26 protein-coding genes, 1 tRNA gene and 1 pseudogene are annotated in these 26246 nt (G+C 42.0%); 5 read left to right on the forward strand and 23 right to left on the reverse strand.

The window, feature by feature from the left end; translation table 11 throughout:
• Positions 1-128: 128 nt before the first annotated feature.
• From RWS24_RS08410 to RWS24_RS08445, 8 genes are all read right to left on the reverse strand, one after another.
• Positions 129-593 carry a hypothetical protein gene (locus tag RWS24_RS08410; protein WP_314366698.1) on the reverse strand — a complete coding sequence of 155 codons (465 nt, stop codon included), beginning with the start codon at positions 591-593 and terminating at the stop codon, positions 129-131.
• A gap of 21 nt (positions 594-614) precedes the next feature.
• Positions 615-1430, reverse strand: a complete 816-nt coding sequence (purR, locus tag RWS24_RS08415) for a pur operon repressor (protein ID WP_231909442.1) — start codon at positions 1428-1430, stop codon at positions 615-617.
• A gap of 92 nt (positions 1431-1522) precedes the next feature.
• The gene (locus RWS24_RS08420; RefSeq protein ID WP_002893873.1) at positions 1523-2467 is read right to left on the reverse strand and encodes a 3'-5' exoribonuclease YhaM family protein; all 945 of its coding nucleotides are present in this window, start codon (positions 2465-2467) and stop codon (positions 1523-1525) included.
• The gene (gene rmuC / locus RWS24_RS08425; RefSeq protein WP_002920302.1) at positions 2457-3713 is read right to left on the reverse strand and encodes a DNA recombination protein RmuC; all 1257 of its coding nucleotides are present in this window, start codon (positions 3711-3713) and stop codon (positions 2457-2459) included. The genes RWS24_RS08420 and rmuC overlap by 11 nt, the downstream gene beginning before the upstream one ends.
• A 1-nt stretch (position 3714) precedes the next feature.
• Positions 3715-4347 carry a thiamine diphosphokinase gene (locus RWS24_RS08430; protein ID WP_314366700.1) on the reverse strand — a complete coding sequence of 211 codons (633 nt, stop codon included), beginning with the start codon at positions 4345-4347 and terminating at the stop codon, positions 3715-3717.
• Complete coding sequence (rpe, locus tag RWS24_RS08435; protein ID WP_314366702.1) at positions 4340-4999, reverse strand: ribulose-phosphate 3-epimerase; 660 nt, start codon at positions 4997-4999, stop codon at positions 4340-4342. Before rpe ends, RWS24_RS08430 begins: the two co-directional genes overlap by 8 nt.
• 11 nt (positions 5000-5010) lie before the next feature.
• A complete protein-coding gene (gene rsgA / locus RWS24_RS08440) occupies positions 5011-5889 on the reverse strand; it encodes a ribosome small subunit-dependent GTPase A (protein WP_061602673.1) in 879 nt (292 codons plus the stop codon).
• A 234-nt stretch (positions 5890-6123) separates the two neighbouring features.
• Positions 6124-10806 (reverse strand): Cna B-type domain-containing protein, encoded by a 4683-nt coding sequence (locus RWS24_RS08445; protein ID WP_314366704.1) that lies wholly within the window; start codon positions 10804-10806, stop codon positions 6124-6126.
• Positions 10807-11000: 194 nt separating this feature from the next.
• Between RWS24_RS08445 and RWS24_RS08450 the strand changes: the two genes are divergently transcribed.
• A tRNA-Leu gene (locus RWS24_RS08450) sits at positions 11001-11083 on the forward strand.
• A gap of 15 nt (positions 11084-11098) precedes the next feature.
• On the opposite strand, the gene RWS24_RS08455 is transcribed toward RWS24_RS08450, so the two are convergent.
• From RWS24_RS08455 to RWS24_RS08485, 7 genes are all read right to left on the reverse strand, one after another.
• Positions 11099-11494 carry a hypothetical protein gene (locus tag RWS24_RS08455; protein WP_314366707.1) on the reverse strand — a complete coding sequence of 132 codons (396 nt, stop codon included), beginning with the start codon at positions 11492-11494 and terminating at the stop codon, positions 11099-11101.
• A 56-nt stretch (positions 11495-11550) separates the two neighbouring features.
• Positions 11551-12423, reverse strand: coding sequence for a 16S rRNA (adenine(1518)-N(6)/adenine(1519)-N(6))-dimethyltransferase RsmA (rsmA, locus tag RWS24_RS08460; protein ID WP_314366709.1), 873 nt, complete (start codon positions 12421-12423; stop codon positions 11551-11553).
• Positions 12424-12545: 122 nt separating this feature from the next.
• The gene (locus RWS24_RS08465; protein ID WP_314366711.1) at positions 12546-14636 is read right to left on the reverse strand and encodes a DUF2971 domain-containing protein; all 2091 of its coding nucleotides are present in this window, start codon (positions 14634-14636) and stop codon (positions 12546-12548) included.
• Positions 14633-15202, reverse strand: coding sequence for a ribonuclease M5 (rnmV, locus tag RWS24_RS08470; RefSeq protein WP_399553773.1), 570 nt, complete (start codon positions 15200-15202; stop codon positions 14633-14635). Before rnmV ends, RWS24_RS08465 begins: the two co-directional genes overlap by 4 nt.
• Complete coding sequence (locus RWS24_RS08475) at positions 15195-15965, reverse strand: TatD family hydrolase (RefSeq protein ID WP_314366712.1); 771 nt, start codon at positions 15963-15965, stop codon at positions 15195-15197. The genes rnmV and RWS24_RS08475 overlap by 8 nt, the downstream gene beginning before the upstream one ends.
• Before the next feature lie 96 nt (positions 15966-16061).
• Positions 16062-17303 (reverse strand): MFS transporter, encoded by a 1242-nt coding sequence (locus tag RWS24_RS08480; RefSeq protein WP_314366715.1) that lies wholly within the window; start codon positions 17301-17303, stop codon positions 16062-16064.
• A gap of 131 nt (positions 17304-17434) precedes the next feature.
• On the reverse strand, positions 17435-18517 hold the full coding sequence (locus tag RWS24_RS08485; RefSeq protein WP_314366734.1) for a winged helix-turn-helix transcriptional regulator: 1083 nt from the start codon (positions 18515-18517) through the stop codon (positions 17435-17437).
• Positions 18518-18722: 205 nt separating this feature from the next.
• On the opposite strand from RWS24_RS08485, the gene RWS24_RS08490 reads away from it, so the two are divergent.
• From RWS24_RS08490 to RWS24_RS08500, 3 genes are read left to right on the forward strand one after another with little or no spacing between them, the layout of a single operon-like run.
• Positions 18723-19199, forward strand: a complete 477-nt coding sequence (locus tag RWS24_RS08490) for a DUF2975 domain-containing protein (RefSeq protein WP_314366717.1) — start codon at positions 18723-18725, stop codon at positions 19197-19199.
• Positions 19200-19207: 8 nt separating this feature from the next.
• The gene (locus tag RWS24_RS08495) at positions 19208-19426 is read left to right on the forward strand and encodes a helix-turn-helix transcriptional regulator (protein WP_002899126.1); all 219 of its coding nucleotides are present in this window, start codon (positions 19208-19210) and stop codon (positions 19424-19426) included.
• A gap of 2 nt (positions 19427-19428) precedes the next feature.
• Positions 19429-20844 (forward strand): DUF4153 domain-containing protein, encoded by a 1416-nt coding sequence (locus tag RWS24_RS08500; RefSeq protein ID WP_314366719.1) that lies wholly within the window; start codon positions 19429-19431, stop codon positions 20842-20844.
• 131 nt (positions 20845-20975) lie between these two features.
• Here the strand turns inward: RWS24_RS08500 and RWS24_RS08505 are convergent, their stop codons facing one another.
• Positions 20976-21536 carry a DNA-3-methyladenine glycosylase I gene (locus RWS24_RS08505; RefSeq protein ID WP_125406640.1) on the reverse strand — a complete coding sequence of 187 codons (561 nt, stop codon included), beginning with the start codon at positions 21534-21536 and terminating at the stop codon, positions 20976-20978.
• 11 nt (positions 21537-21547) lie between these two features.
• Positions 21548-22012, reverse strand: a complete 465-nt coding sequence (locus RWS24_RS08510) for a pyridoxamine 5'-phosphate oxidase family protein (RefSeq protein ID WP_125406637.1) — start codon at positions 22010-22012, stop codon at positions 21548-21550.
• A gap of 23 nt (positions 22013-22035) precedes the next feature.
• On the opposite strand from RWS24_RS08510, the gene RWS24_RS08515 reads away from it, so the two are divergent.
• Positions 22036-22653: an HTH domain-containing protein gene (locus RWS24_RS08515; protein WP_314366723.1), complete on the forward strand. Its 618-nt coding sequence runs from the start codon at positions 22036-22038 to the stop codon at positions 22651-22653.
• Positions 22654-22714: 61 nt separating this feature from the next.
• Here RWS24_RS08515 and rpmH read toward each other — a convergent pair whose 3' ends face one another.
• The 6 genes and pseudogenes from rpmH to RWS24_RS08545 form a co-directional block, all read right to left on the reverse strand.
• Positions 22715-22849: a 50S ribosomal protein L34 gene (gene rpmH / locus RWS24_RS08520; protein WP_002893904.1), complete on the reverse strand. Its 135-nt coding sequence runs from the start codon at positions 22847-22849 to the stop codon at positions 22715-22717.
• A 138-nt stretch (positions 22850-22987) separates the two neighbouring features.
• Positions 22988-23620, reverse strand: a complete 633-nt coding sequence (locus RWS24_RS08525) for an HI_0552 family protein (RefSeq protein WP_314366726.1) — start codon at positions 23618-23620, stop codon at positions 22988-22990.
• Between the two features lie 48 nt (positions 23621-23668).
• Positions 23669-24694, reverse strand: coding sequence for an RNA-binding cell elongation regulator Jag/EloR (jag, locus tag RWS24_RS08530; RefSeq protein WP_002893912.1), 1026 nt, complete (start codon positions 24692-24694; stop codon positions 23669-23671).
• 21 nt (positions 24695-24715) lie between these two features.
• Positions 24716-25531 (reverse strand): YidC/Oxa1 family membrane protein insertase, encoded by an 816-nt coding sequence (locus RWS24_RS08535; protein ID WP_314366728.1) that lies wholly within the window; start codon positions 25529-25531, stop codon positions 24716-24718.
• On the reverse strand, positions 25515-25874 hold the full coding sequence (gene rnpA, locus RWS24_RS08540; protein ID WP_314366730.1) for a ribonuclease P protein component: 360 nt from the start codon (positions 25872-25874) through the stop codon (positions 25515-25517). Before rnpA ends, RWS24_RS08535 begins: the two co-directional genes overlap by 17 nt.
• Before the next feature lie 148 nt (positions 25875-26022).
• Positions 26023-26246 (reverse strand): annotated as a pseudogene (locus RWS24_RS08545) (argininosuccinate lyase); the annotation flags it as partial.

Raw genomic sequence — 26246 nt, forward strand, 5'->3', positions numbered from 1 at the left:
ACGTCTCTGTACACTTTTGAGAGACCAAAAGTAAAAAGTACCGTCTATCATTATAGCACGACGATACTTCTCTGTCAATACATTTTTTCTATTTTAAGCTTATCTCTGCTTATTAGATTTCTGCTAACTTATTGCTGCGACTGAGCCACTGCTTCTTCTGATACAGCAGCTGGATTTTCATAAACACCAGCCTGAGCCCCTTCTGGGTCAATCAGGAAAGCTATTGCATGAATACGGCTTTGGAATTTAGCCTTAGTAGCTGCATCTTTGACCTTCTCTGCTGCAGTCTTAGCTAGCTGCAAATCTTCCAAAGTTTGCATGGTTTCAAGCTGTTTAACCGCTTCTTCTGCGGCCTGAACTGCTTGCTCCTCTTCCTGAATTTCTTTTTCCTGTGCTTCTTTTTGAGCAGAAGACAGTTGTAAGGAAGAGCTGCTTGATGCGATGCTGGCAGCCGAACTAACTGAATTCCTGGTGGAATTAGACTGACCCTGTACAAAAACCATGCCGGTAATCAGAATCCCAAATAAAATCGACAATACTCCTAAACGAATCCACAGCGGACTGTGGTCAAACTTTTCTAAAACTGTTTTCATCTATAATCTCCGCCCTTTTCCCTAATCAAAAATATTTCCAATTTCCACATCAATGGTATTCGCCTTGACATCAATATTGGTTACTTTCAAGAGCGATTTATAATCCAGATAATCGCGATTGGCCTGCGCGTTGTCCGCAAAGACCGCTACACCTGCCAGCTCAGAGTCGAACTCAGATAAGAGGCTAATCATCCCTGTAATAGTCCCCCCGCCTTTGAGGAAGTCATCCACAATTAAGACACGGCTGCCAGCCTTGAGACTGCGCTTGGACAAGAACATCTTTTCAATACGATCTCCGCTGGAGCCTGATACATAGTTGACACTGACCGTTGACCCTTCTGTAATCTTTAAATCGCGACGAACGATGACAAAAGGTACATTGAGAACATTGGCTACTGCATTGGCCAAAGGTACTCCCTTAGTAGCAACTGTCATTACTGCATCAATCTGTTGATCTTTAAAGCTTTTGGCAATGATCCGTCCGATATTATTCAGAATGGATGGAGTACTGAGCAGATCAGATAGATAAATATAGCCCCCAGGAAGAATCCGATTGCTTTCAGACAGCTGTTCACAAAGACTTTGTACAATGGTCTTAGCTTCTGTATCTGAGATGGACGGGCTAAAAATCACTCCTCCACCAGCACCAGTAATCGTTTCGATAGTCCCAATTTCAATCTCTTCAAAGGCACGCTTAATAATGACAATATCTTCTGAAATAGAAGATTTGGCAGATTCGTATTTTTCTGCAAATGTATTTAAGCTCGTTAATTCATAAGGATGGTTAATCAAATAATTAGAAATAACCACCATACGCTCACTTCTTCTTAATTTCATTTTTTCACCAATTAAAGTTATTTTATTCATTATACCATAACAGAAACAAAAAAACGAACATTCTTTTCCAAGTAATGTCCATTTTTCGTATTTTACTGTTCAAGTTTTGGTTTGTAGAAAGAACGGCCTTCAAGAGCGAATATTTTATTGCTCATTTCACCTGGATCCACAAGTCCTAAGGCAGCAGTCATCATCATCATCTCCGCATCCAGATTATCAATCATGTGCAGAATTTCTGCCTCCATAATCTTAGGCCGTACAGGACTGCCATATTCCAAGAGACCGTGGTGGCTGAGAAGGACATGGCGCAGGACAATAACCTCTTCCTTACTATCGTCAATTTTCAGCTCCATCAGGGTCTTGGTCAGTTCCTCATCAATCAAAGCAATGTGGCCAATCAGATTGCCTCGCACAGTGTACTCGGTATTTTCCGGACCGCTGAGCTCAATAACCTTAGCCAAGTCATGAAGCATAATCCCAGCAAAGAGCAAGCTTTTATTAAGCTGAGGATAAATGTCTCCGATAGCATCTGCCAGCTTGACCATAGTAGCAGTATGAAAGGCTAGGCCAGATTCAAAAGCATGGTGATTGGTCTTGGCAGCTGGATAAGAATAAAACTCCTTGTCGTACTTGCTATAAAGCGAGCGGACCACGCGCTGCCAGACCGAATTCTCAATCTTGAAAATCATCTGAGATAAATAATCTCGGATTTCTTTCTGGTCTACTGGTGGTTTTTCCTTGAAATCCGCTGGATCATTGGGCTCTCCAGCCTTAGGAAGACGCAGGGTCAGTTGATTGACCTGGGGTGTGTTATTGTAGACTTCCCGTCGGCCTTGCATGTGCACGACCTTGCCAGCAGTGAATTCTTCAACATTATGCGGCTGTGCATCCCAGAGTTTGCCTTCAATTACCCCTGTATCGTCTTGGAACGTAAAGGCCAGATAATTTTTCCCAGCCCTTGTCTGACGGACTTCTGCTGACTTGATCAGATAGAAACCTTCAAACAGTTCATCTTTTTTCATTTGATTAATCTTCATTGTTTTCCCTTTCTTCTGAAAAATCAAGTAAGTTCAAATCGAGGTCTTGGTCGGACAGCTCAATATGGCGTAAGGTTCTTTCGATAGCCCCTGTCCGCCGGGTTAAGAGTTCATCAATATTGCCCGAAGCATGCTGCAAGTGCTTTTGCGCCTTGGTCAGAATACCACCGAACTTGTTAAATTCGGATTTGACAGAACCCAGAACCTTGCTGATATCGTCGGCACTTTTTTGAATATTGAGCGTTTTAAAGCCAACAGACAGTGAATTGAGCAGAGCAGAGAGGGTAGATGGCCCCGCAACCACAATCTGCTCCTCCCTCCGCAAACTGTCAAAAAAGGCTGGATTGCGGACAACTTCCGAATAGAGACCTTCCGTTGGCAGAAACATAATACCAAAGTTAGTCGTAGCTGGTGGAGCCAGATATTTACTCTTAATATCCTTGGCAAAGCGTTTAACACTTGCTAAGAGAGACTTGCGATAGAGCTCAATCTCTTCCTTGCTGCCAGACTCATAAGCATCTTCCAAACGGTAGTAATCAGCCAGAGGAAACTTAGAATCAATGGGCAGATAGACATATTCATGCTCCGTCTGTCCTGGCAGTTTAATGGCATATTCGACACGCTCACTGGAGCCAGCCACTGTCACAAACTCTCGCTCATACTGACTGGCCGTCATGATGTCCTCAATAATCTGCCCCAGTTGCAACTCCCCTAGAATCCCCCGAGTCTTGGTGTTGGAAAGGACCTTGTTCAGTGTGCCGACATCTCGGGCAACACTCTGCATTTCTCCCAGACCACGATTGACAGACTCCAACTGCTTAGAGACCGTTTCAAAAGAAGTCTGAAGACGAGTCTGAAGTGTTTTCTCCAGTTTCTCTTCAACAGTCTGCCGCATCTGCTCTAGACGGGTTTCATTGGACTCTTGGATTTGCCGCATACGCTCGTCAGTTTTATCCCGATTCTTGGTCAGGTTGTCACTGATTTCCAAGCGCAGCTCTGTCAAGTTGCGGTGCAAATCTGTCCTGACCTCGCTCAAACGGTCTCCCAGAGCTAATTCCAGCTCTTTCTGAGACGTTTCCTTTTTCTGGCTTTCCTGCTCCAAGCGATAGTCCAACTGATCCGATAGATGATCTGCCTGATTTTCCAAGACTTGCTTTAGCGTCTCGGTCTGCTGACTAAGCTTTTGCCATAAAAGAAAGGTCAGCACTAGATTTCCTAAAAGAATGAGGATGATTATAAACTCCATATCAGCTCCTGTCTTTGCTGTAAATGACGACTGTATAGCCGCTATCAAAGTCCAAATAAATGGGCTTATCTATAAATTCGTTAGAAGCATACACTTTTTTGAAAAAAAAGTTATCTTTATTGAGCGGATATTTGGCGCCCTCAATCGTTAAGGCAGCATCATCCGATGGCAGAAAGGCTAGATAACGCATACCAGTTACCGGCCTGATTTCATGGCGCCCCTTGGGAACATAGGTCAGCAGATTCTGTTCGTCTTCTAGAAAAATCTTTTCCATATATTGTGCAATTTTTTCATTACTGGGCAGGAAGACATTGGCCAAGGCATGATCCAGACGGCCCCCAAAGGCTCCAAAAATAGTCAAACAAGCATCTGGATAGCGCTCAAAACAAGCTAGAACAGCTAACTCCAGGTCCGTATCATCCTTTTCAGGATGGGCCTGAACGACTTCCTTGGCACTATCTTTTATGCGCAGCAATTCTTCCTCGGTCACAGAGTCAAAATCCCCGACAGCCAAGTCAGGACAAACTCCCTGCTCAAGCAGAAAGAGGCTTCCACGGTCTACTCCGACTGAAACATCAAAATCTAAGCTAAAATGCTCCAAATTCCCGCCAGCAAACAGTGCAACCTTAGTCATGCAGGGCATCCCGTAAGGTCTGAACTTGATGATTGACATCACCTTTGAAGACATAGCTGCCTGCTACGAAGACATTGGCACCAGCTTCTTTAGCAATCCCAATGGTCTTATCGTCAATACCGCCATCCACTTCAATATCAAAATTCAGCTGATTGACTTCACGCAGAACGACCAGCTCACGGATCTTATCCATGGTTTCTGGCAGAAAGGCCTGACCGCCAAAACCTGGATTAACTGTCATCACAAGGACTTGATCGACCAAATTCAAAACATTTTTGACTGCTTCGACTGGTGTTCCCGGATTAATCACAACACTAGGCTTGACTCCCGCTGCCCGAATCTTCTGCAGCGCTCCGTGGATATGTGGCGTCGCTTCGGCATGGATGCTGATGATATCTGCACCAGCACGAGCGAATTCCTCGATATGATGCTCAAGATTGGAGACCATCAGATGGCAGTCAAAGACTAGCTTGCTGTGAGGACGCATACTGGCAACAACCCCAGCCCCAAAGCTGATATTTGGTACAAAATGACCATCCATAATATCAATATGGGCGTACTCAGCACCTGTCGCTTCTAACTTTTTTAGTTCTGATTCAAAATTAGCATAGTCCGCACTTAAGATTGAAGGGGCAATTTTGAATGAAGTCATAGTTCTTCTCCTTATTTAGAATTTTTTTTGGCAACTTTTTTATAGGTTTCCCGACGATTTTCAATCTCGCTGAGAAACTGCAGGTAATTATCAAAGCGGAATGACGCTATCTGGCCGGACTCGACTGCTGGCTTAACGGCACAAGCTGGCTCATGGGTATGAGTGCAAGTACGAAATTTACAGGACTGGCTGACCTCAGCAATCTCCGGAAAAGCTTGATTGAGATCTTCAGCTGTAGTCACCTCGTAATCCAAAGACGAAAATCCTGGTGTGTCGGCAATCTTCCCACCGTTTAGATTGTAAAAACTGACAGCCCTCGTCGTATGACGGCCGCGGCCAAGACTTTCAGAAATCTCTCCTGTTTCTAGCTGCAGGTCTGGGGCAATTTTATTGAGCAGAGTGGATTTTCCAACCCCAGTCTGTCCCATGAAAACAGTGATTTTCCCTGTCAGCAATGGCAGCAACTCCTCAGTCGTCTTAATGACCTCATAGCCGATGGACTGATAGGCCTGTACATAGACATCCAAGCTCTGCTCATCTTCAAGCAGGTCTAACTTGCTGATGTAGATAATAGGATGAATCCTCTTATGCTCTAAAAGCACCAGAAAACGATCTAACAGATTGGCATTGAAATCTGGCTCTTTCGCGCTCATGATTACAACTGCCTGGTCAATGTTGACAATCGGCGGCCGCACGAGACTGTTCTTTCGCTCTGCTATTTTTAAAATATAGCCTTCTGAGTCTTTTTCTGCTGAAAATTCGACTTCATCACCGACATAAGGTGTCTGCCCTTTTTTGCGAAAATTACCCCGCGCTCTGGTTTGATAAACCTGTCCGTCCGACTCTACATAATAGAAACCAGCCAGAGCCTTAATGATTTTTCCTTGCAAGATTGCTCCTTAAAAGTTAATACACTCATTATAACAAAAAATGCGAGATTTAGCTTGCTTGTTTTGCATAGAAGGCATTTCTTAAGTTTTGCTTGTTTTTCCATAGAAAGCAGCTACTTTAAAATACTTGAGATGAAACTGATATGATAAAAGCGAACAAGTCCAAAAGAACCTGTTCGCTTTTTTATATCGAATGAGATGCTCACTGTGATTTTCAGTAAGTCACAAAACTGATTAGCTGCGTTTAGCCTTAGCCATCAGCATTCCTCCTGCGAGAAGCGCTGCTAGGAAGCCAAGAATAGTAACAAGGAGATTTTCTTCCTGTCCAGTACGAGGAAGAGCTTTCCCTCCGACTTTCGGAGCTTGACCACCTGGCTTATTAGTTATCACTCCTTCAACAGCCTCTTTCTTAGCAGGGATATGACTGAAGGTCAGCTGAGTACCGTTAATCTCAAGCTTGTAGCCATCAACTGGATCAGCCGCAACACTATAGACAATTTCCTTGCCGTCCTTGTACTTAGGAAGGCCGCTAAAGTCATACTGCCAACCATTTTCTCCTGACACAACCTGTTCTTTGATTGGTTTGCCATCTGCCAAGAGGCGAACAGTAACCTTAGAAGGTCGAACCTTATCTTGATTTTCAGCATCTGACCATACCGCAGTTCCCTTAACAGCAATCTGTGTTGGTTTATAGCTATTAGTCAAGGTGTAGCTGCCATCTGTTGCTTGTTCCTGGCTGCTGCTATAACCCTCAACTGTCACTTCCTCAAGGACTGTGTAGTTTATTTTCTTGCCCTTCTTATTCTTAGGCAAATCCTTGGACTCAAACTTCCAGTCAGTAGCAGCTGTTACTTCCAGCTCATCTACCACCTTATCTCCGTCCAAAATCTTGACCTTGATAGATGCTGGGCGCTTGCCATCTTGGTTATTTGCATCATCCCAAACCTTTTGACCAGAGACTTTAACGGTTTCTGGAGTATAGGAGTTGGTAATGGTGAACTTATCAATCTTAGTTTCATATTGAGCAACTGACACTTCAGAAAGCGTGTAGACAATCTCTTGACCATTTCTATATTTAGGCAGGTCTTTAGATTCAAACTTCCATCCATTAGCAGCTGTTACTTCAAGTGTATCAACAACAGTGCTTCCATCCATTACTTTAACTGTAATAGATGTTGGGCGTTTGCCGTCTTGATCGTCTGCATCATACCAGACTTTCTGACCAGAAACTTTAACCTGCTCTGGAATATGAGAGTTAGTGATTGTCTGACCTTCTACTTTCGGACTGTACCCTTTTTCTTTCAAAGCGGCTACTGTTGCATCATCCTCTTTGACAGAGTAGGTGATCTCCTGTCCCTTGTCAAACTGAGGCAGATTGGTGAAGCTTGCTTTCCAAGTGTTAGCAGCTGTCTCATTATCAGCCGTCAAGGTCAATGTCTTACCTGCAACAGCAATTGGCTCTTCACCATTTACTGAGCGATACAGTTGCACTGTGATAGAAGCTGGACGCTTACCGTCTTGGTTATTAGCATCATCCCAGACCTTCGTAACAGCATACTCCGTACTTTGAGGAGTGTAAGAATTGGTAATGGTGAACTTATCAATCTTAGTTTGATATTCCGCAACTGCTTCTTCAGTAACAGTATAGGCAATCTCTTGACCTGCTGCATACTTAGGAAGGGCTTTAGACTCAAACTTCCAATCGTTAGCAGCTGTTACTTCCAACTCATCTACGACAGTATCGCCATTTTTCACCTTAACCTTAACAGAAGCTGGACGCTTGCCATCTTGGTTATCAGCGTCATCCCAGACTTTTTGACCGGAAATCTTAATCATCTCTGGAGTGTAAGAGTTGGTAACTGTGAAATCTTTGATTTCTTTAGTGTAGCCAGCTACATCATCTTCCTCGATAGAGTAATCAATCTTCTGACCATTTTCATAGACTGGCAGATTTTCAAATTTGGTTTGCCATTGATTAGCAGCAGTCACTTCCTTGCTAGCGACTTCTGTCTTGACACCGCCGACGGTCTTCATCAGCTTAATGCTAATCTTAGTTGGACGCTTACCGTCTTGATTATCGCTGTCATTCCAGGTCTTGCTGGCAGTGATTTCTGTCTTTTCTGGTGTATAAGAGTTAGTGATATTGTAGCCGTTGAGATTGGTTGAGTAACCCGGTACAGCTTCTTCCGTTACTGTATAGGTAATTCGTTGGCCATCCTTGTAGACTGGCAAGCCAGTAAAGTTGTAAGACCAGCCTTCTGCCTCACCGACTGTTTGTATATTGACTTTTTGACCATCAGCTAGCAGATTAACTGTGATAGAAGCTGGACGTTTGCCATCTTGGTTATCGCCATCTTCCCAAGTCTTGCTTCCAGACACAGTCGTTGTCTCTGGAGTGTAAGAATTAGTGATGTTGTAACCATCCACTTTGCTAGTATAACCTGGAACAGCTTCCTCACTTACAGTATAAGTAATTTCTTGACCTGCTGCATATTTAGGCAGAGCCTTCGACTCATACTTCCATTCGTTAGCGGAAGTCACATTTTGCTCGTCAACAACCGTATCACCATTCAGAATTTTAACCTTAACAGAAGCTGGACGCTTACCATCTTGGTTGTCCGCATCATCCCAGACTTTCTGACCAGAAATCTTGACCGTTTCTGGAGTGTAAGAGTTGGTGATGTTGTAGCCGTCCACCTTGCTCGTGTAGCCTGAGACAGCTTCTTCTGTAACAGTATAAGCAATTTCTTGGCCAACTGCATATTTAGGAAGAGGATTAGATTCATATTTCCAACCGTTGGCAGCCGTCACTTCCTGTACATCGACAATATCTTGGCCTTTCAAGATCTTGACTCTAACAGCATTTGGACGCTTGCCGTCTTGGTTTTCCGCATCTTCCCACTTCTTCTGACCAGAAATCTTGATTGTTTCTGGCTTGTAAGTGTTGGTCACTACAAAGCCGTCAGCAGCATTGCCAGTTACCTGAGATTGATAGTGAGGGACCGCATCTTCTTCAATAGAATAAACAACTTCTTGTCCCTTTTCATATTTGTTCAAGTTGGCGAACTCGGTTGCCCACTGGTCAGCTTCAGTCAGAGTTCGGTTCACAACTTCTGATTTCTGACCGCCGACTTCTTTATAAAGTTTGACAACAACATTGGCAGGACGTTTGCCGTCTTGATTCTCGGCATCATCCCATTTCTTGCTGGCTTTGATAGCGATTTTCTCTGGCGTACGAGTATTGGTAACAGTGAGATTCCCCTGATCTACTTCTGGAGCATCGTAGCCATCAAGCTGATCTTCACCGATTGTATAGGTGATTTTTTGACCATTTGTATCAAAGATTGGTAAATCAGTTGTCTGAGCTGTCCACTCCGCATCTGTACTTCCGCCAGTTACAGTCACTGTCTTATCAGCCAACTTTTGACCGTTAGCGTAGACATCTACAGCAATAGAAGCCGGACGCTTGCCATCTTGATTGTTTTCATCTTTCCAAACTTTCTTGACTGTCAGCTTTTTGCTGGCATTTGGATCCACCGTATTCTTGACTGTCTTAACCGCTCCATCAGCCTTGATAGTCACCTTCATCGGATTGCTGTCCAGTACATAGCCTTCCGGAGCTGTTACTTCTTCTACTGTGAATTGACCTTTCTTGATTTCTTCACTTGAGAAAGGCTGTGTAGAAACCCGACCGTTAGCATCTGTCGGCGGCAGAGTAATCTCTTCACCGCTAGGAGTTGTCACCTTAAAGACAGCACCTTCCAGCATTTTGCCAGTCTTAGAATCTTGCTTGTAGAGAACCAGACTGTTGCTGATGTCAGCTGTAATGACACCGCCCTCTGTAATCCGGCTACTACGTTCTATTGTAGAAGACGTAGCACCAGGACGATCATCTCTGAATGGCAGTTTTTCATTATCAACTTCCATCTCAGCCGTATTCGACACCAAAGAACCATCAGCTGGTGAAGTTGTCATATAGTTCAACATAAAGGCGTGGTTGCCTGGGTTATTGATGGTTAGAGTAAATTCTGTATAAGTGTCATTATAGGCAACCGTATAATCTTGACCTTCTTTCAAGATAACAGAATTCGCAATACTTGATAAACTCTGTGTGTACTCCCCTTGGCGAAGGACAAATTGCTCCGGAACGAATTGCATTGGCGCACTGCTATCTGGAATTACATCCTTGATAACAATCGGCGAATTATAGGACTTTTGCTGAGTATTGATACGTACAGTCCAGTTGTGTGAGTAGTCACCGCTCTTGCCTAGAATAGCCGAATTATAAGGTTTCTTGGCAATAACTCCGCCAATTTTAGCGTAGTTTTCACCGGCTGTTGAAAAACTGCTTTGTTTGCGCTCGTTAATGGTTACCTTATGGCTCATCGCGCCTTGAGTTTCCTCGGGATTATAATTCCAGTCCTGATCAGCGCCTACTGTCGTCGCCTGAAAGTCAAAGAAGAAGCTCCCTCTTACTCCACTAGCAGTTGTCTTAGACTTGTAATCTGCCAAATTCTGAATAGTAACCGTGATCAGACCGCCCTTACCTGAACCATTCGATGTCATCTTAGCAGCTCCGAGCTGGACCTGCGTTTCATTATCCGTCAGAGTAAAAGTTGTACCATCAGCAATGGTTGCACCGTTCGGTACTGTAAAGGTAAAGGTATCCCCATCCTTGAGCTGGTTATCGTAAGCAGACAAATCAAAAACTAGCTCATAGCGATAATTTCCCCCTTGAACCAAATTGTAAGCACCATTAACCTTAGTTGCTTCGCGGCCATTAGAATGGTCCCAGATTTTAATATCTGTGATTGCATTCTTCAAAGCATCGGCTTGAGCAGTTGCTGTAAATAGCTTCAAATCCAGCAAAAACAGAAGGGGCAGCATCAAAAATAGCAGCCATTTTTTCAGTTTCATAACATTCTCCTTTTTTATTTCGTTACCTAAATAAGTAATTAATCTAATTGTAACAAATACTTGCTATAATGGCAATATTATAGAACTATTTTAGTAAAGAAAAAATAGAAATTTTTCTGCTTTTTTCATACAGTGAAAAAAACTGATATTCTCTATTGGCATTTTCACAAAAATAAGTTATAATAGAATCTCAAGCGGAGGTGGTGGAACGGCAGACACGCATGCTTCAGGCGCATGTGCCCGTACGGGTGTGAGGGTTCAAATCCCTTCCTCCGCATAAAAAGCAATCCTATCATGATTGATAGGATTTTTTGTTATTATGAAGTAAAATTACACTGCTGAGAAAAGCCAGAAAGGTCAGTCCCCCTGTTAAATACTTCTCTAATAGACTAGCGGTAACAAAGAAATTGAAAACAGTGGCCAAAAAGAGAAAAACAGTTCCGCTTAAGATGATCTTTCTCAGAACAGAAGACTTTAAGCTACTTCTTAGCCAGCCTCCAAACGATAAATAACTGAAACTAAAGAAACCCCACAGCAAGAAAAGCAGGAAGTTGACAGGACGCAGCCATAAAGGAAATACTATATAAGCGCCGCCAAATAACAAACGTCCTAGCAGTAGAAGGAAATGGAGTAAAGACTGCGAAAACCAGAGCAAGGCAGAAAACAAAGACAGACATTTCACTTTCATATTTACCTCATTAGCAAAATAGAAGACCAGCTATATAGAGCGGATCTTCTATTTTTTTATAATTCTTCAGACTTCAAAGCGTCTGCCAAGCGCGCAAATTCCTCTAAACTCAGAGCTTCTCCCCGAACACTTGGAGATAAGTCAGCTCGTTCTAAAGCTGCTGTTAGTTTGCCTTTAGTCTCCTCTGACTTTCCAAAACAACTGGTCAGGTTATTCCATAGGGTCTTCCTGCGGTGGACAAAGCTGGCCTTGGAAACCTTGAAAAAGAATTTCTCGTCCTGTACCTCAACAGCTGGCTGGTCTCTGCGCACCATCTTGAGAATAGCCGAATCCACATTTGGCGCAGGCACAAATACTGTTCGCGGCACAATAAAAGCAACCTTGGCCGTCATGTAATACTGTACCGCAATCGACAAACTACCGTAGGCCTTGGTATTAGGCTGAGCTGATATCCGATCCGCTACTTCTTTTTGCATCATAACGACAAACTCACTAAAAGGAATCCCGCTTTCAATCAAATGCATAAGAATAGGCGTCGTAATGTAGTAGGGCAGATTTGCCACTACCTTGATAGGCAGGTCTGGATTTTTAAACTCTGCTATGTACTGGGCCAAATCAACCTTGAGAATATCCTGATTGACCACTGTCACATTGTCAAAATCGCGCAGAGTATCCGCCAAAATCGGTACCAGCCGATCATCAATCTCAAAGGCCATGACCTCTGCAGCATTTTCCGCCAAAAATTCCGTCAAAGCCCCAATACCAGGCCCAATTTCAATGACATTGACATTTTTATCAATCTCGGCTGTATCCACAATCTTCTGGAGGATGTTGGTATCAGTCAGGAAATTCTGACCGAAAGATTTTTTAAAAGTGAAACCGTGACGCTCCAGAATGGCACGGGTCACACTATGGTCTGCAATTCTCATTTTATTACGAATACAGTCTGCTGTATTCTTCCTTTCTTTTCTTCTATACCAGCATGTTTCAGAGGACTTGGATATGGCTCCAGTTCTCCTATTGAATCCTTATATTTGGCTTATAGAGCCCTTTATCTAAATTTTATCATAGATTTTTTAAACACAATATCCTTATCCAAGAGTTTCAACAGGGGAGTTACGTATTCAGGATTCGGAAACTTAGGACCAAAAATGACTTCACCGATTTGAATTGGATTTTCCCGTTCTACATAAAGTTTACCCATTCCAGAAGACTTATCAATCTTGATTTCTGTATTCTCAGAATCTAGGTTAGCATAGCGTAAGATACGCAGTTCGTTCTCATATTTGTAATCTACAGACTTAAATAAGTAACGAATTTCCTCAATACAGTCAGAAATAGCTTTTTGATAAAATTCATCCTCCTTATTGAAATTCTCTAGTTTTCCCTTTAAACCATTTAACGTTGTCTTTAACTCTTCGATTTCATCGCTATCAAAGAGTTCTGTTTGTTCTAGTTCAAAACTATTATCTGTATAACTGACGTAAGCTATTCGGTAGAGATAATCAACATTTCCTTTTGAAACACTATGTTTCTCTTCAAAATTCAGTTCAGTTACTTCGTCATTAACAGTATCGGCTGAATCATCCTTCTCACTCTGAAACATAGATTTTTCAATACCACTATTTAATTCAGATTTGATTAAAGACATCTTATCAGAAAATTCTAAAGAGATCTTTTCTTGACGCCAAGAGACATCATTGAAGGATGTAAATCTAGAAAAGTCATCTTCCCGAAGTACAATACAAACACCTTGGGCATCATCACCATACTGGGACCACATAGCTAAATCATCCGTTTTACTAGTAAAGCTCATTAGGAACCATGAACTTGGCTCCATAATATCTCGTCTATCTAAGCCCAATATCCTTTCTATAACGATACCTTCCTCAGGATCATTCATATAATTCGCATTATTCAAACGAGTTTTTCCAGATATGGAAATGTTTGATTCCTCCTTCTGATCCAATAGACTTTGAAGCACACTCCCTTTGGTGTAGTGCCCAAATTTAAAATTCTTCTTTTTTCTTTTATCTTTCAATCCTAGTTGATACTTAATTTTTTGAACATACTGGTAAATAAACATTAAGTTTTTTAGTTCATCCGAGTCTTCTTTATAACGCTCTGCCCAAGTTTGTAAAATAGCATATTTGGTGTTCTTTAAAAGACCTTCTTTTAAGATAAAGTCGAGTAGCTTGTACCCCTTACTGTCACAAACATTATCACCACGAAAAAATAGATCATCAAAAGTTTGTAACATAAATTTGGAGAATTGTCCATAGAGTTTTTTTATTGTTTCTGTTGTTTGAAGACGTTCATCTACCTCCGTTTGATGATCAAATAATCTTGCTAAGAACACACCATATATACAAGCGATTGCTTCAGATTCTTGGAAGTGTTCATGTAGGTTCTGCAATTTCTCAACACTACACTGCAGTTCGTTCAAATCAGACTGTTTGAATGATAAATTGAGCAAAACCCTAGCATACTGTAATGCTATTTCAGATGAATCTGGAAAGTCTTCATGCAAGGCTTGCAATTTCTTAACAGCGAACTCCAGCTCACTCAACTCAGACTGCTCGGTTGATAACTTGAACACCCCCCTAGCATACTGCCATGCTATATCAGATGAATCTGGAAAGTCTTCATGCAAGGCCTGCAATTTCTTAACAGCGCACTCCAGCTCACTCAACTCAGTCTGCTTGAATGATAAATTGACCAAAATCATAGCATACTGCCATGCTATATCAAGTAAATCTGGAAAGTCTTCATGCAAGGTCTGCAATTTCTTAACAGCGCACTCCAGTTCACTCAACTCAGTCTGCTTGAATGATAAATTGAGTAAAACACTAGCATACTGCCACGCTATATCAAGTGAATCTGGAAAGTCTTCATACAAGGCCTGCAATTTCTCAACACTACACTTCAGTTCATGCAATTCAGTCTGCTTGAATGATAACTTGAACAAAACACTAGAATACAACAATCCAATATCTTCTGATTCAGGACAATGTTCATAAATAGATTTTGCCTTCTCTGCTATAGATTTACAAGATGCTTCATCTGTTTGGTCTACTAATAAGTCAAGAAGTTCGCCTAATTCTTCTAAACCTTGTTCTAAATCATATTCTTTTTCGTTCATTTTTCATATCTCTCCATCGCTTCTTCCACTTCCGCCAAAGTCACCCCAAACAATTCCAAGCGTTTGAGCAGTTGCTTGCCGTTAGAATAGCCGATACGGATCTGCTCTCCCAGATACTCTCGGCGCTGACGGCTGTCGCTTCCCATAAGCAGACCTAGGCGCACAAGATCGCTTTTGGTAATGTCAAAATTATCCTCATCATCAAAATATCCGACTAGACCAGCCAATGCCTGTTGTAAGTCCTCAAATGAAGCGTGCTCGACTCCGAGCGACCGACCTTTGTTCTTAGACTTAGGAGTCGCCTCATCTCGACGGAGAAAAGCATGCTGAGCAGTTGGCACTGCCTCCATAATCATTCGACGGATACGCTCGCCATTGTAGTCTGGATCAGTAAAGACAATAACCCCACGCAGCTGGTGCAGTTTCTCAATCCGCTCTAGGTCTTCTTCATTGATAGCGGAACCTCTCGTCTCGTAAGTGTCAACTTCGTAAAATCGCTGCAGATTGGCTGTATCATCCTTGCCCTCAACGACAATCACCTGAGGAATTTTTATCTTCTCAGTCAAGCCCAAACACCTTCTTTGCATTTTCATAGGTAGCTTGCGCTACTTCTTCGACAGTCAGCCCACGAAACTCCGCAATTTTCTCTACAACATAGCGAGTATAGGCCGTTTTATTTTCTCGACCACGCTTGGGAACGGGCGCCAGATAAGGAGCATCCGTCTCGACAAGGATTTTATCCAAAGGCAGGTTCTGCGCAGCCTCCTGAACATCTGTCGCTTTTTTAAAAGTGACGACTCCAGAAAAGGAAATCATCATCCCTAGCTCGATAAAGCGCTCTGCCATTTCCAAAGAACCCGAATAAGAGTGCATAATACCACCTCGAGGGCCCACGCCTTCACTCTTGATAATCTCATAGGTATCCTCCAAAGCATCACGTGTGTGAACGACAAAGGGCAGGTTCAGCTCTTTGGAAAGCTGGATTTGGCGGCGAAATACCCGCTCCTGAACATCCTTTGGAGCTGTCATCCAGTGATAGTCCAGCCCAATCTCGCCCAGAGCCACCACCTTGGGGTGACGAAGCTTGTCCAGTAGATAAGCTTCCACCGCCTCATCATACGTCCCAGCCTCAGTCGGATGCCAGCCAATCGTAGCATAAAGCTGATCATAGCTGTCGGCCAGCTCCAAGGCGCGCTCAATAGTCGGTCGGTCAAAACCGACAATATTTATTTTGCTGACGCCCATTTCTGCAGCCAGCTGCAGCTCCTCTGCCTCTCGACCAGCAAATTCTTCCACATTTAAATGCGTGTGTGTATCAAAAATCTTCATGTTTTACTTCCTTGTATTTCCTGTTTTTCATTATACCAAAAATGACCTGAAAAATCAGAAGTCTCTTCAAAGCAGAAAAAATAAGATAGCTGCCATTCAACAGCTATCCGAATCTGCCTTCAAGTTATCCATTGGAATAATCAAGTAGAAAGACAGTGCCAGCATTAACACAAGCGGGAGGAGAATATAAATAATTCCCATGCTGCTGGCAAGAGCTATTACCAGCATGGATAAAACACTCGGAACAGCCATACTAAATAGATTAATAGCCGACTGGATGGCTCCCATCGCTTCTTCTGGAATCATACTGAATACAGATTTCTGCAATCTTGGACTCAGCAGACCAACTGTAACTGAGCAAGCAAAGCTCGCTATCAGGACAAGTAAAAAGTTTTGCCAGAAAAAACCGCAAAGAATAAAACCTTCACATACTTGGCTACTATACATAGCAAGCTTAGTCGAAAAGTTTTTCAGCAAACTGCCACTCAAAATATTCCCTAAGATCAGACCAGCGGAACTTAGAACAATTAACACGGCAATGGACTGACCGATCTGCAGATTCCAAAAAGGCCTTTTCAGCAATAAAAGAGTCGCTACTGGCGTCAGAATATTCAGAGTGACTTGCCCAAAGATTGAAACCAATAACAACCTCACAACGTTTTTCAATCCCAGTAAGACCTTAAGAGAATCCAATAAATGCTGCCAATAATTCTCTTTATTTAGCTTTTTGGCACTGCTGAGCTCCGGTTCTAAGTTCTGTAAGCTTTTACTAATATGCCAAAAACCAAGGTAAGCTATCAAGAATGTCAGAGCATTCAGTCCCGCCAAAGCTCCAATACTCATCCAAGAAATGAGAAAACCGCCAGCTAGATTCCCCAAAATATGAACCAGACTCATACTAGCCTGCCGAAAGCCCATTGCAGAGGTCATATCTTGCTCAATCACCTTTACATAAACCGGCGTCAGCATGGCACCTGAAAAATAACTCAGACTATCCGACAGAAAGTTAATCAAGCAAATCACAAGCAGAGTCAAGAAAGAGAAATCTTGTCCAAGAAGCAAAAATGTTACCAAGCTATATAAGAGTACCTTACTAAACTGTATAAGCAGGTATTTATGGATACGATTCTTCTGAAAGTCCGCCGCGACTCCAGTAAAAACTTGAATTAACTGAGGTAGCGTTTCAGAAAGAGAAATCAATAAAACCGCAAGTGGAGCAAAAGAATAAGCGGAGACATAGTTCATCAAAGCCAAATAAAAAACAATGTCCCCAAACCCTGAAATCCATTGATTGATGAGCAACTGGCGAAAATTTTTATTTTTTGCAAAAACAATCATACGACATCTCCTTTACTCTTGTTAGATTTTTGTTTAACAAATCATAACAATAAATTAGTTAATTGTCAAATTTTTATTAGATTTTCATTTTACAAAAAGAAAGACCTAGAATGAATCCAGGTCTTCTGAAACTATGTTAGGTCTTGTTTGAACTTCTCTATAATCTTTCGAATCAGTTCTTTATTGACCGTGTATTTAACCGAATCATCATCCATCACAAGCTCCAGCAAGCCAGAATTTAGCAGCTTTTGCGTATGGAATGAGATAGAGGCTCTTGTAAGCCCCAGTTTTTTAGCTATATCTTTATTCTTGGCATGCGGCTGAATCAATTCAATCAATACTTTATAGCGGGTTTCATCTCCAAGAGTTTTTAAGGTCAGAGCCAATGTTTCATCGTTAAGCTCCGATTCCGCCTTTGATAACTGGGAACTTCTCGTCGAAAGGACTAAGGAATAGGAGGTGAAATCAGGAACCTTTTCGAGAAAAGAGTCAATAAACATGGGTGACAGAACAAAGACTTGTGTATCCTTTTCAAGGAGCTTGGCATTCTGCTCATCATCATTCATCACATCAGATAGGCTAAATTCTTGTTCAAAAGCTCGAACTTCCTGCTCAAACTGCTCATAAATAGGCTGATAGAGCTCGAACACTCTTTCCAGCAAGGAAACTAATTGATCCCGAAGCTTCTCTGGATGCTGAATAGCTTGGTACCAGTACCATTTATTTTCCGGAGACTTGTCACTATTCTCTATAAAAGCCAGCAGAGCTTCAGGATGTCCCTTGATGACTTCCCCTTTAGAAAGCTTAAGTGATAAGCAATAGATGATTTGCTCTGCATCTAGTTTTTTCAGACATTCTAACAAGTCATGCGGATTGGCCGGATCTTCTCCTTTTTCTAGCAAGTAGAGGTAGAGGAGCGGAGCCAGTCCTACCGTAGCTCCTTCAAATAAACTAACCGCAACAAGCTCGTTTTTCAAAGGAAGTAAATCCTGATAGAGCTTATCATAATGCGGCTGTACATCAAGAAGCAGCTCCTTTTGATTCTGCCGTAAATCCCTCCACATATGTTTATCATCCCTTGAAACGATGGCAGGCACCATGAGAAATTCATATAACTTACTACGATAATGAACAAGCTTTACACCCACAGATTCTTCCCTCCTTACACATACTCCGCTTCTAACCAAAAAGAGTATACAATTCCTGTCCTTCATTATACCAAAAATCAAGCAAAATATTCATCGTCTTCTGCTCTGTTCATCTCCTGACAAAAATCCATCTCTATACAATAAGAACTTTTTTAGAAACTTTCATCTAGTCCTTAAGACCGATTTTATCTTTTTTCGATATTTTTTTATTGATTATCGATAAGATACGTGTTATAGTTACTAAGAAATGAAACGTTAGTCGGAGGAAATTATGACAGACAAAATGAAAAAGACTGCTGAAGATATGAGTATTACTCTTACAAAAATCAGTATCAGCCTTTTATTTATTGCTTCCATTATCCTGATAACCCTAGGACCTTGGGTCGTCAATCTAGTTATCGAATTTCCCTCTCCTTTCTTTCAAGGGGAGACGCGCTTTTGGGTCTTATTATTGCTCGGCTATGTCCTCGGCTGCCTGGCTCTAGCCTGCATTGTCCATCTCTATCGACTCCTTAGTCGCATCGGTAAAAATCAGGTCTTTATCACACAAAATGTTCAGTACATGCGCTACCTTGGCTGGGAAGTGGGTACTGTGGCTCTTATCTCTCTTTTTATGGGGCTGACAGCCTATTTGCCCATGCTCTTAGTCACTGTTTCTTGTAGTATCTTGACCCTGATTATCCGTGTCATCCGCAATGCCTTTGGCAAGGCCATTGAGCTGCAGAATCAAGTGGACTACACTATTTAGGAGGTCTTATGATTCAGATAAATTTAGACCTTGTCATGGCGCAAAAGCGCATCAGCGCTGGCCGTTTAGCAGAGTTGATTGACCTAACACCAGCCAATCTATCTATCCTAAAAAATAATCGAGCCAAGGCTGTCCGCTTTTCAACACTCAATGCTCTCTGCCGTGAACTAGACTGCCAGCCTGGCGATATTTTGGAGTATATCCCTGACGATGAGGAGGAGAAATAATTATGGAATATCCAGTACAAGAGCAGATGAATGTCCACCCTTGTCTGCCCGCAGAAGAAGAAAGACAGACCATCTTTACAGGCCTAGAGGATAAGCAACTGCGATTCTTTAAAATCAGCTATCCAATCCTCTATCTCTTAACCTACTTTTACTCTGCTGTATTTTTTAATTATCAAACTGCACCCTTTTTCCCTTTTGCAATCGGTCTTATATTATTAAGCGAGGCCTTAATCAGGAAATTAGCCTATCCATCACTGCAGATAAAGAATCTTGACAGCAGATTAGAGGCTAGAAGCTTTCTGATTATGACGCTAGCTCAAGCCCTAGCTTTAAGTCTCTGGGGGCTTCATCGCCAGCTAGAATTTTTCCAATTTCTAGCCATCCACATCTCATTCGCCTTCTATATTTTGTCCCGCACCGGCTGGTTAAGCCAAGGGCGTTTGGGTATCCTGGTCTGGTTTGATGCCATTCAAGCCTTCTGCATCCTGCCCTTTAAAAATTTTATTGCTGCTATTCTAGTCTTTATAGAAGGCAAGCAGCAGGACTCTTCCGACAGCTCTGACAGTATGTCTTCAAAGAAAGCTCAACAGCTCGCTATTGTTGTCAGTAGCTTCTTTGTCGCGGGAATCTTGGTCTACTTTGTCTGGTCCCAGCTAAGTCAGGTTTCAGACAGCTTTGCCTCTTTCTTCAGCAATACCGCTGATGTTATTGAAAATCTACTTGACGCCCTCTTTTCAAGTCTTGATAGCAGCATGATTTTCTTCAAGGCCTGCCTGGCTGTCCCTGTCAGTCTGTACTTGTACGGCCTCCTAGCCGGCAGTCTGTTAGGTAAAAAAGATACTAAACTTAGCTATAAAAAATTTCAAGCAAGTATCCGCCCTTTGCGAGTAGCACCCGCTTTAGCAGCCTACATTATCATCGGTAGCCTCTGCCTGACCTATGCGCTCTTCTTCCTGACAGGTTTAGGTGAGCTCGGTCAGCTTCTGAGCGCCGGAACAGTAGCTCAAGCTATTTCTCCGCAGAATGCTTCAACTGTTGCCGTAGCTGGCTTCTGGCAGCTGGTTCGGGTGTCTATCCTTAACTTTGCAGTTCTAGGTGTCTTCTATCTGATTGCCAAAAAACCGCTCTGGGATCAGAAAGGGACGCGATTCGCAGCTACTATCCTCTTTATCTTTACGGGTCTGCTGGCCTTGCTAGCTGGCTGGAAATTATTTGGCATCTACATCTACCTTTACGGACCAACACCGCTGCGCTTGATTTCAGCATGGTTCATCCTAGTTCTCTTGGTTTGGTGCCTACTGACCCTGATTCGTTTCTACAAACCTATCCAAGCCATTCGCATCGGCATCTTTTATGCCCTGATAAGCTTTTCCTTGCTCTGCTATCTGTATCCAATGCTTTTACCAGTGGCAAAATAAGCAACCGTGCTTAACTATACACAAAAAACCAGAAAGAAACTGATTTTCTTTCTGGTTTTATTCTCCTTTTTATATCATTTACCGGCATTCAATAATAGACTGCTCACCTTTCTCGTTCAAAGGAAAAATAATTATATTCTAAAATCACAGGTCAGCAAATGATCATTGACCATTCCAATTGACTGCATAAAGGCATATATAGTCGTAGAGCCAACAAAAGAAAAACCTTTCTTTTTGAGTTCCTTGCTAATTTTATCGGATAGATTTGTTCGAGCGGGTACCTCTTCAATATGAGACCACGAATTGACAATCGGCTCATTATCTACAAAAGACCAAATATAAGAATCCAAACCACCATATTCTTCTTTTAGTTTTAAATAGGCTTTAGCATTTTTTATAACTGCCTTTATTTTCAGCCTATTCCGTATTACTCTTTGATCACTAAGCAATTCTTCACTCTTCTGCTCGTCATAATTGGAGAGTATTTCAGGATTGAAGTTGTCATAAGCCTCTGTCATAGCATCCATTTTTGACAAAATAGTTTGCCAGCTCAAGCCCGCCTGCTGGCCTTCCAAAATCAACATTTTAAAGAGTTTATGCTCGTCATGCACAGGTCGCCCCCATTCATGGTCATGATAATTTCTCTCAAGCTCACTATTTTCAGCCCAGTCGCATCTTTTTATATCAAGCATCTATTTTCTCCTTATAGTTTAATTTTCTCAACTTGATTATTATCTAAGACCAAGACAGCGTCAGAAAAAGATACTTCAAAAAGTTGCAAGGAGTTGCTATGCTGCTCAATAATAGCTTGATAATAAGGGTACTTCTGGATAAAAACGCTTCTTATATCCTCAATAGAAAGCTGACTTTCTTTGACTCTCCCTTGAATCCGGATATACCTCCCATCACCTTTCGGGATTGTTGTAAGAGCTATACGATTATTGGCTGCCAACTCTTGGATTTTATGACTATTTTTAAATGAGATAAAGAACAATTTCTTTGCCTCCTCATCATAATAAAAATTGACAATTCTTACATTTGGGATATCTTTTACAGAAGTAGCTAGGGCCATTTCTGTCTGTTCTGCCAATAAGGCCTTAAAATATTGATTCATATTTGACTCCTTTATTATTTTCTCTAAAACTAGTATAATATAAAAAGGTGTCATTATTTGAAACCATTTTATAAAATATGGAGCTTAGCATGAATAAATCTCAAAGAATTAACGATATGCTTATTTTTCTCAATAAGAAAAGACAATTCAACCTAAAAGATATTATGAATCGATATCACATTTCAAAAAGTACTGCCCTTCGTGATATTGCCAGCCTTGAAACGCTAGGCATTCCAATTTATTCTGACTTAGGTCGGAATGGCAGTTATAAAATTCTTAGCAACGACTTGTTATCTCCTATTATTTTCTCCATAGATGAAATTTCTGCCTTGTATTTTTCCATGCTGACTCTGGAAAACTACAATATGTGCCCTTTTGATATTGACCTGCAAAAATTAAAAGAAAAATTTGAAAACTCGATTTCAGAACAGCAGTTAAGCAAGATCACAAAAATTGAGAAAATCCTTCAACCAGAAGTCAGAAAAACAATCAGCAATTCTCAACTGAGAATAATTCTCGATATTCTATTGAACAGGCAGGAAGAATTTTTCCCAATTAAGTATGAAGAGCAGTCTCTTCAAGTTCAATTTATCAAACTATTTAGCTACAAAGGAGACTGGTATGTAGAAGTCATAAATAAAGACACTGGCCAAAAAGAGGAACTTTCCTGCCAGTCTATTGAATTTCACCCATAATTTTAAGACAAAAAAACCAGCGGTCTCGAGTCTCCGCTGGTTTCTTGATAAATCGTTTGGATTAAGCAGCCAAAACTTTGCGTCCTTTACGACGGCGAGCTGCCAATACACGACGACCGTTTTTAGTTGACATACGGTGGCGGAAACCATGTTTACGCGCACGACGGATTTTACTTGGTTGATAAGTACGTTTCACGATGAATACCTCCTCTTAGATTCTTGTATTCGTTTAGCCGGCTAGTTGTGATCAGTTACTAAACATACTTTACTATTCTATATGATTCCGGGGCTTTTGTCAACACTTACTTAAATAACTTTCTCTTTGTAAACGTAATCATATGTTCCGAGTCGCTTCATAAAAGGGAATCAGGGCAGTCATTGCTTCTTGTAAATTAGACAAGACTTCTTCTCTAGAATTAGCCCCAGATAGATTAACATCGTATTTGGCTAAAACCTTGCGAACCTGACCTTCTTGGACCTGTTTCATAAGTAACCTGCGATTATCTTCTGTGCCTTCAAAGCGGTGACTCACACCATCTATCTGAGCAAAATAATAAATGGGTCTATCAATAGGTACTTGCAAGATTCGATTTTGCTTTGAGAGACTATCTTCGTCTTTCTTACGCTCCATAAAGCTCACCTCCAGTGACACTCCAAAATCTTCTGCACTTCCATACAAGCGCAGGGCGAACATAGGTTCTGTGATTTCCCCATAGCCTTTTAGATAATTCCAAAAATGGGGTCGCAGGATTTGGGCTTGGTTCATCCACTGGCTGGCTCGCTCCAAGGTCAGCTTAGGATAGAGGCTCTGAAAATCCTTGACCAAGTCTGCAAACTCCTTGCGTGCCTCCTGACCCTTAGCTCTCAACTCCAACATAGACTCACGCAGTTGCCCTGCCTTGTCTGGAGATATATACTTAGCCCCTTGATGAGGCAGATAACTTTCAATAGCTGGAAAAAGTGACATAAAAATCCTTTCTATATGCAAAAACCAGCATCTCTGCTGGCTTTCTTTTTATTCGCTGTCAATATCCACAACGACATAGCGGTTTGGCTCGTCGCCTTCGGAATAGCTAGTCACGCCATCAATGCGAGAGATGATGCGGTGGATAATTTTGCGCTCGCTGTTAGACATAGGGTCTGTGTGCTGACCACGTCGGTCTTCCAAAGCCCGCTGAGCCAGTTTCTGCGCATAGCTTTGCAGCACTTCTGCCCGATGCTCAACATAGTCATTGACATTAATGGAAATATAGAAGCTCTTAGAATATTGGTTATAAAGATAGTTTTGCGCTAATAGCTGCAGAGCTTTCAAGACTTTTCCGTGGTAGCCAATCACGCGCCCCGGTTCATTGGTATCAATCTGCATGTTGATAGTTCGGCGGTTGTGGCTGCTGGAAATGCCCGCTTCAACATCCATCTCATCAACAATTTTCTGAACATAGTTCGTTACGTTTTCAACTACTTCTTCAATATCATAGTCTGCTTCGACTTGGATGCCTAAATCAGCAAAAGAGCTTTCTTCTGTTTCTGTCGGCTCAGCCTTGTCTTTAGCAGCTTGTTCAAAAGAGATAACCTTGCTATCGTCCGCTTCTGCTTGAGCAACTGCCTCATCAATAGCTTGGTTGGTCTTGAGAAGATCAATAGTGCCAGTCTCTTCTAAAATCGTATTGGCTTGCTTGTCATTTTTGAGAATTTCAGCCTTGACCTCATCCGAGATAACTTCGCCTTCTCCTTCGACCTTCTTGATGGCAGCTACCACACGGCCTAAATCAACCGTTGCTTCACTGACAGACTGCACAGGCTCATTCTGAGCATTAATCTCTTCGGGAACACCTTTTACAGCCTTTTGATTGGCCTTGACAACTGTCGTCTCAGCAATAGGCTCGACATCCACCTGAGCTGGCTTCTTGCCAAACAAGCCTAAAAAGCCTTTTTTCTCACGTGAAATAACAGTGATATGCGCTCTCATACGTGGAATATCCAACGTTTTCAAACCATTTTGAATGGCTTCTTCAACACTTGCTCCTGTAAAAATAACCATTGCAAGAGTCCTCCTTCTTACTTACTTTTTCTTTTTCTGTGCTTTTTTCAGGGCACGTTTCTTTTTCTGTTCCAATTGACGCTCTGATCGTTCCTTAGCTTCCCGCTCGGCGATGATTTTAAAAGGATTGCTCAGCAGCAAGGTCTGAACCACCTGATAAGCATTTGAGACCGCCCAGTAGAGGGCTACCCCGCTCGCCGCATAGAGGGCAAAAAAGAAAATCATCACTGGCATCAGGTACATCATGACTGTCATCCCGCCATTTCTCTCAGGCAAGGCCTTGTTTGAAAGCCAAGTACTGAAGAAAGTGAAGAGAGCCGCTAACAGAGGAAGAATAAAGGTCGGATCTGTCGCTCCTAGATTGAGCCAGAGGAAGTGACCTGTCTTCATAAAATCAACCCGAGTCAAGGCTTGAAACAGAGCCAAGAGCACTGGCATCTGGATAAAGAGCGGAATGAATGAGGCATAAGGATTAACACCCTTTTCTTTGTAGAGCTTTTGAGTTTCCTCAGCCAAGGCTGTTCTGCTCTCCATGTCCTTGCCAGGATACTTTTCCTGCAGCTGCTTGATATGGGGCTGTACTTCCTGCAGCTTGCGCGAAGAAGTGGTCTGGAATTGGAAGACAGGCAGGAGAACTGTCCGGATAATCAAGGTAAAGAGAATAATCCCAATTCCCTTGCTTCCACCAAAGGATAGAAAACGAATAGTGTCCGCAAAGAAATAGACCAACTTCTCCCAGAAGCCATTTGAATCGGCCGTTACTTGACTGGTTCCGCAGGCTGTGAGAAAGAGTAGCGAGGCAACCAGCAAAATCCCTAATTTACTTTTCTGTTTCACAAATGAATCCTTCCTGATAAAGTTTAGCAATTTTCAATACATGCAATAAATTTTGTTCAACTTGGTGGTAGTCCAGCTCTTCCACTCCTTTGCGAGCAATAACGACGAAGTCTGCCTGGACTAACTGTTTCTGATGCTGCATCAAGACATGGCGGATTTTTCTTTTAATACGATTACGAACTACTGCATTCCCTAGCTTTTTACTGACGGAAATTCCAACTCGAAAATGCTTCTGATCTTTTTCTAACATATAAACGACAAATTTTCGATTAGCAAAACTCTGTCCTCTTTTAAAAATCGCATTAAAATCTTTTTCGCTCTTGACGCGATAGTTTTTTCTCAAAACTCAACTCCATCCACCAAAATTATATCTATTATACCATATTTTTCGAAAATGCCAATAAGTCCTGCTATGACGCTGTTTTTACAAATATTTAAAAGGTCGATTCACTTAAAAAACACCGCAATTTCCTTGCGATGTTCCCTATATCTTATTCCTTTTCCAGCTGTTTCTTCGCTCTTTCCAACTCCTGACGGATCTGTGCAAATCCCGTTCCGCCAAGGGAATTCCGCTTTTGTACAGCAGTCTGCGACTCAAGAGCTTGATAAATATCTTCCTCAATCAGCGACGACACTTCCTGATAGCGGTTCAGCGGGATGTCCTGTAGATAATAGCCTGCCTTGCTGCATTCCAGCACCAACTTTCCGACAATCT

This window comes from uncultured Streptococcus sp. (assembly GCF_963528215.1).
Taxonomy (GTDB): domain Bacteria; phylum Bacillota; class Bacilli; order Lactobacillales; family Streptococcaceae; genus Streptococcus.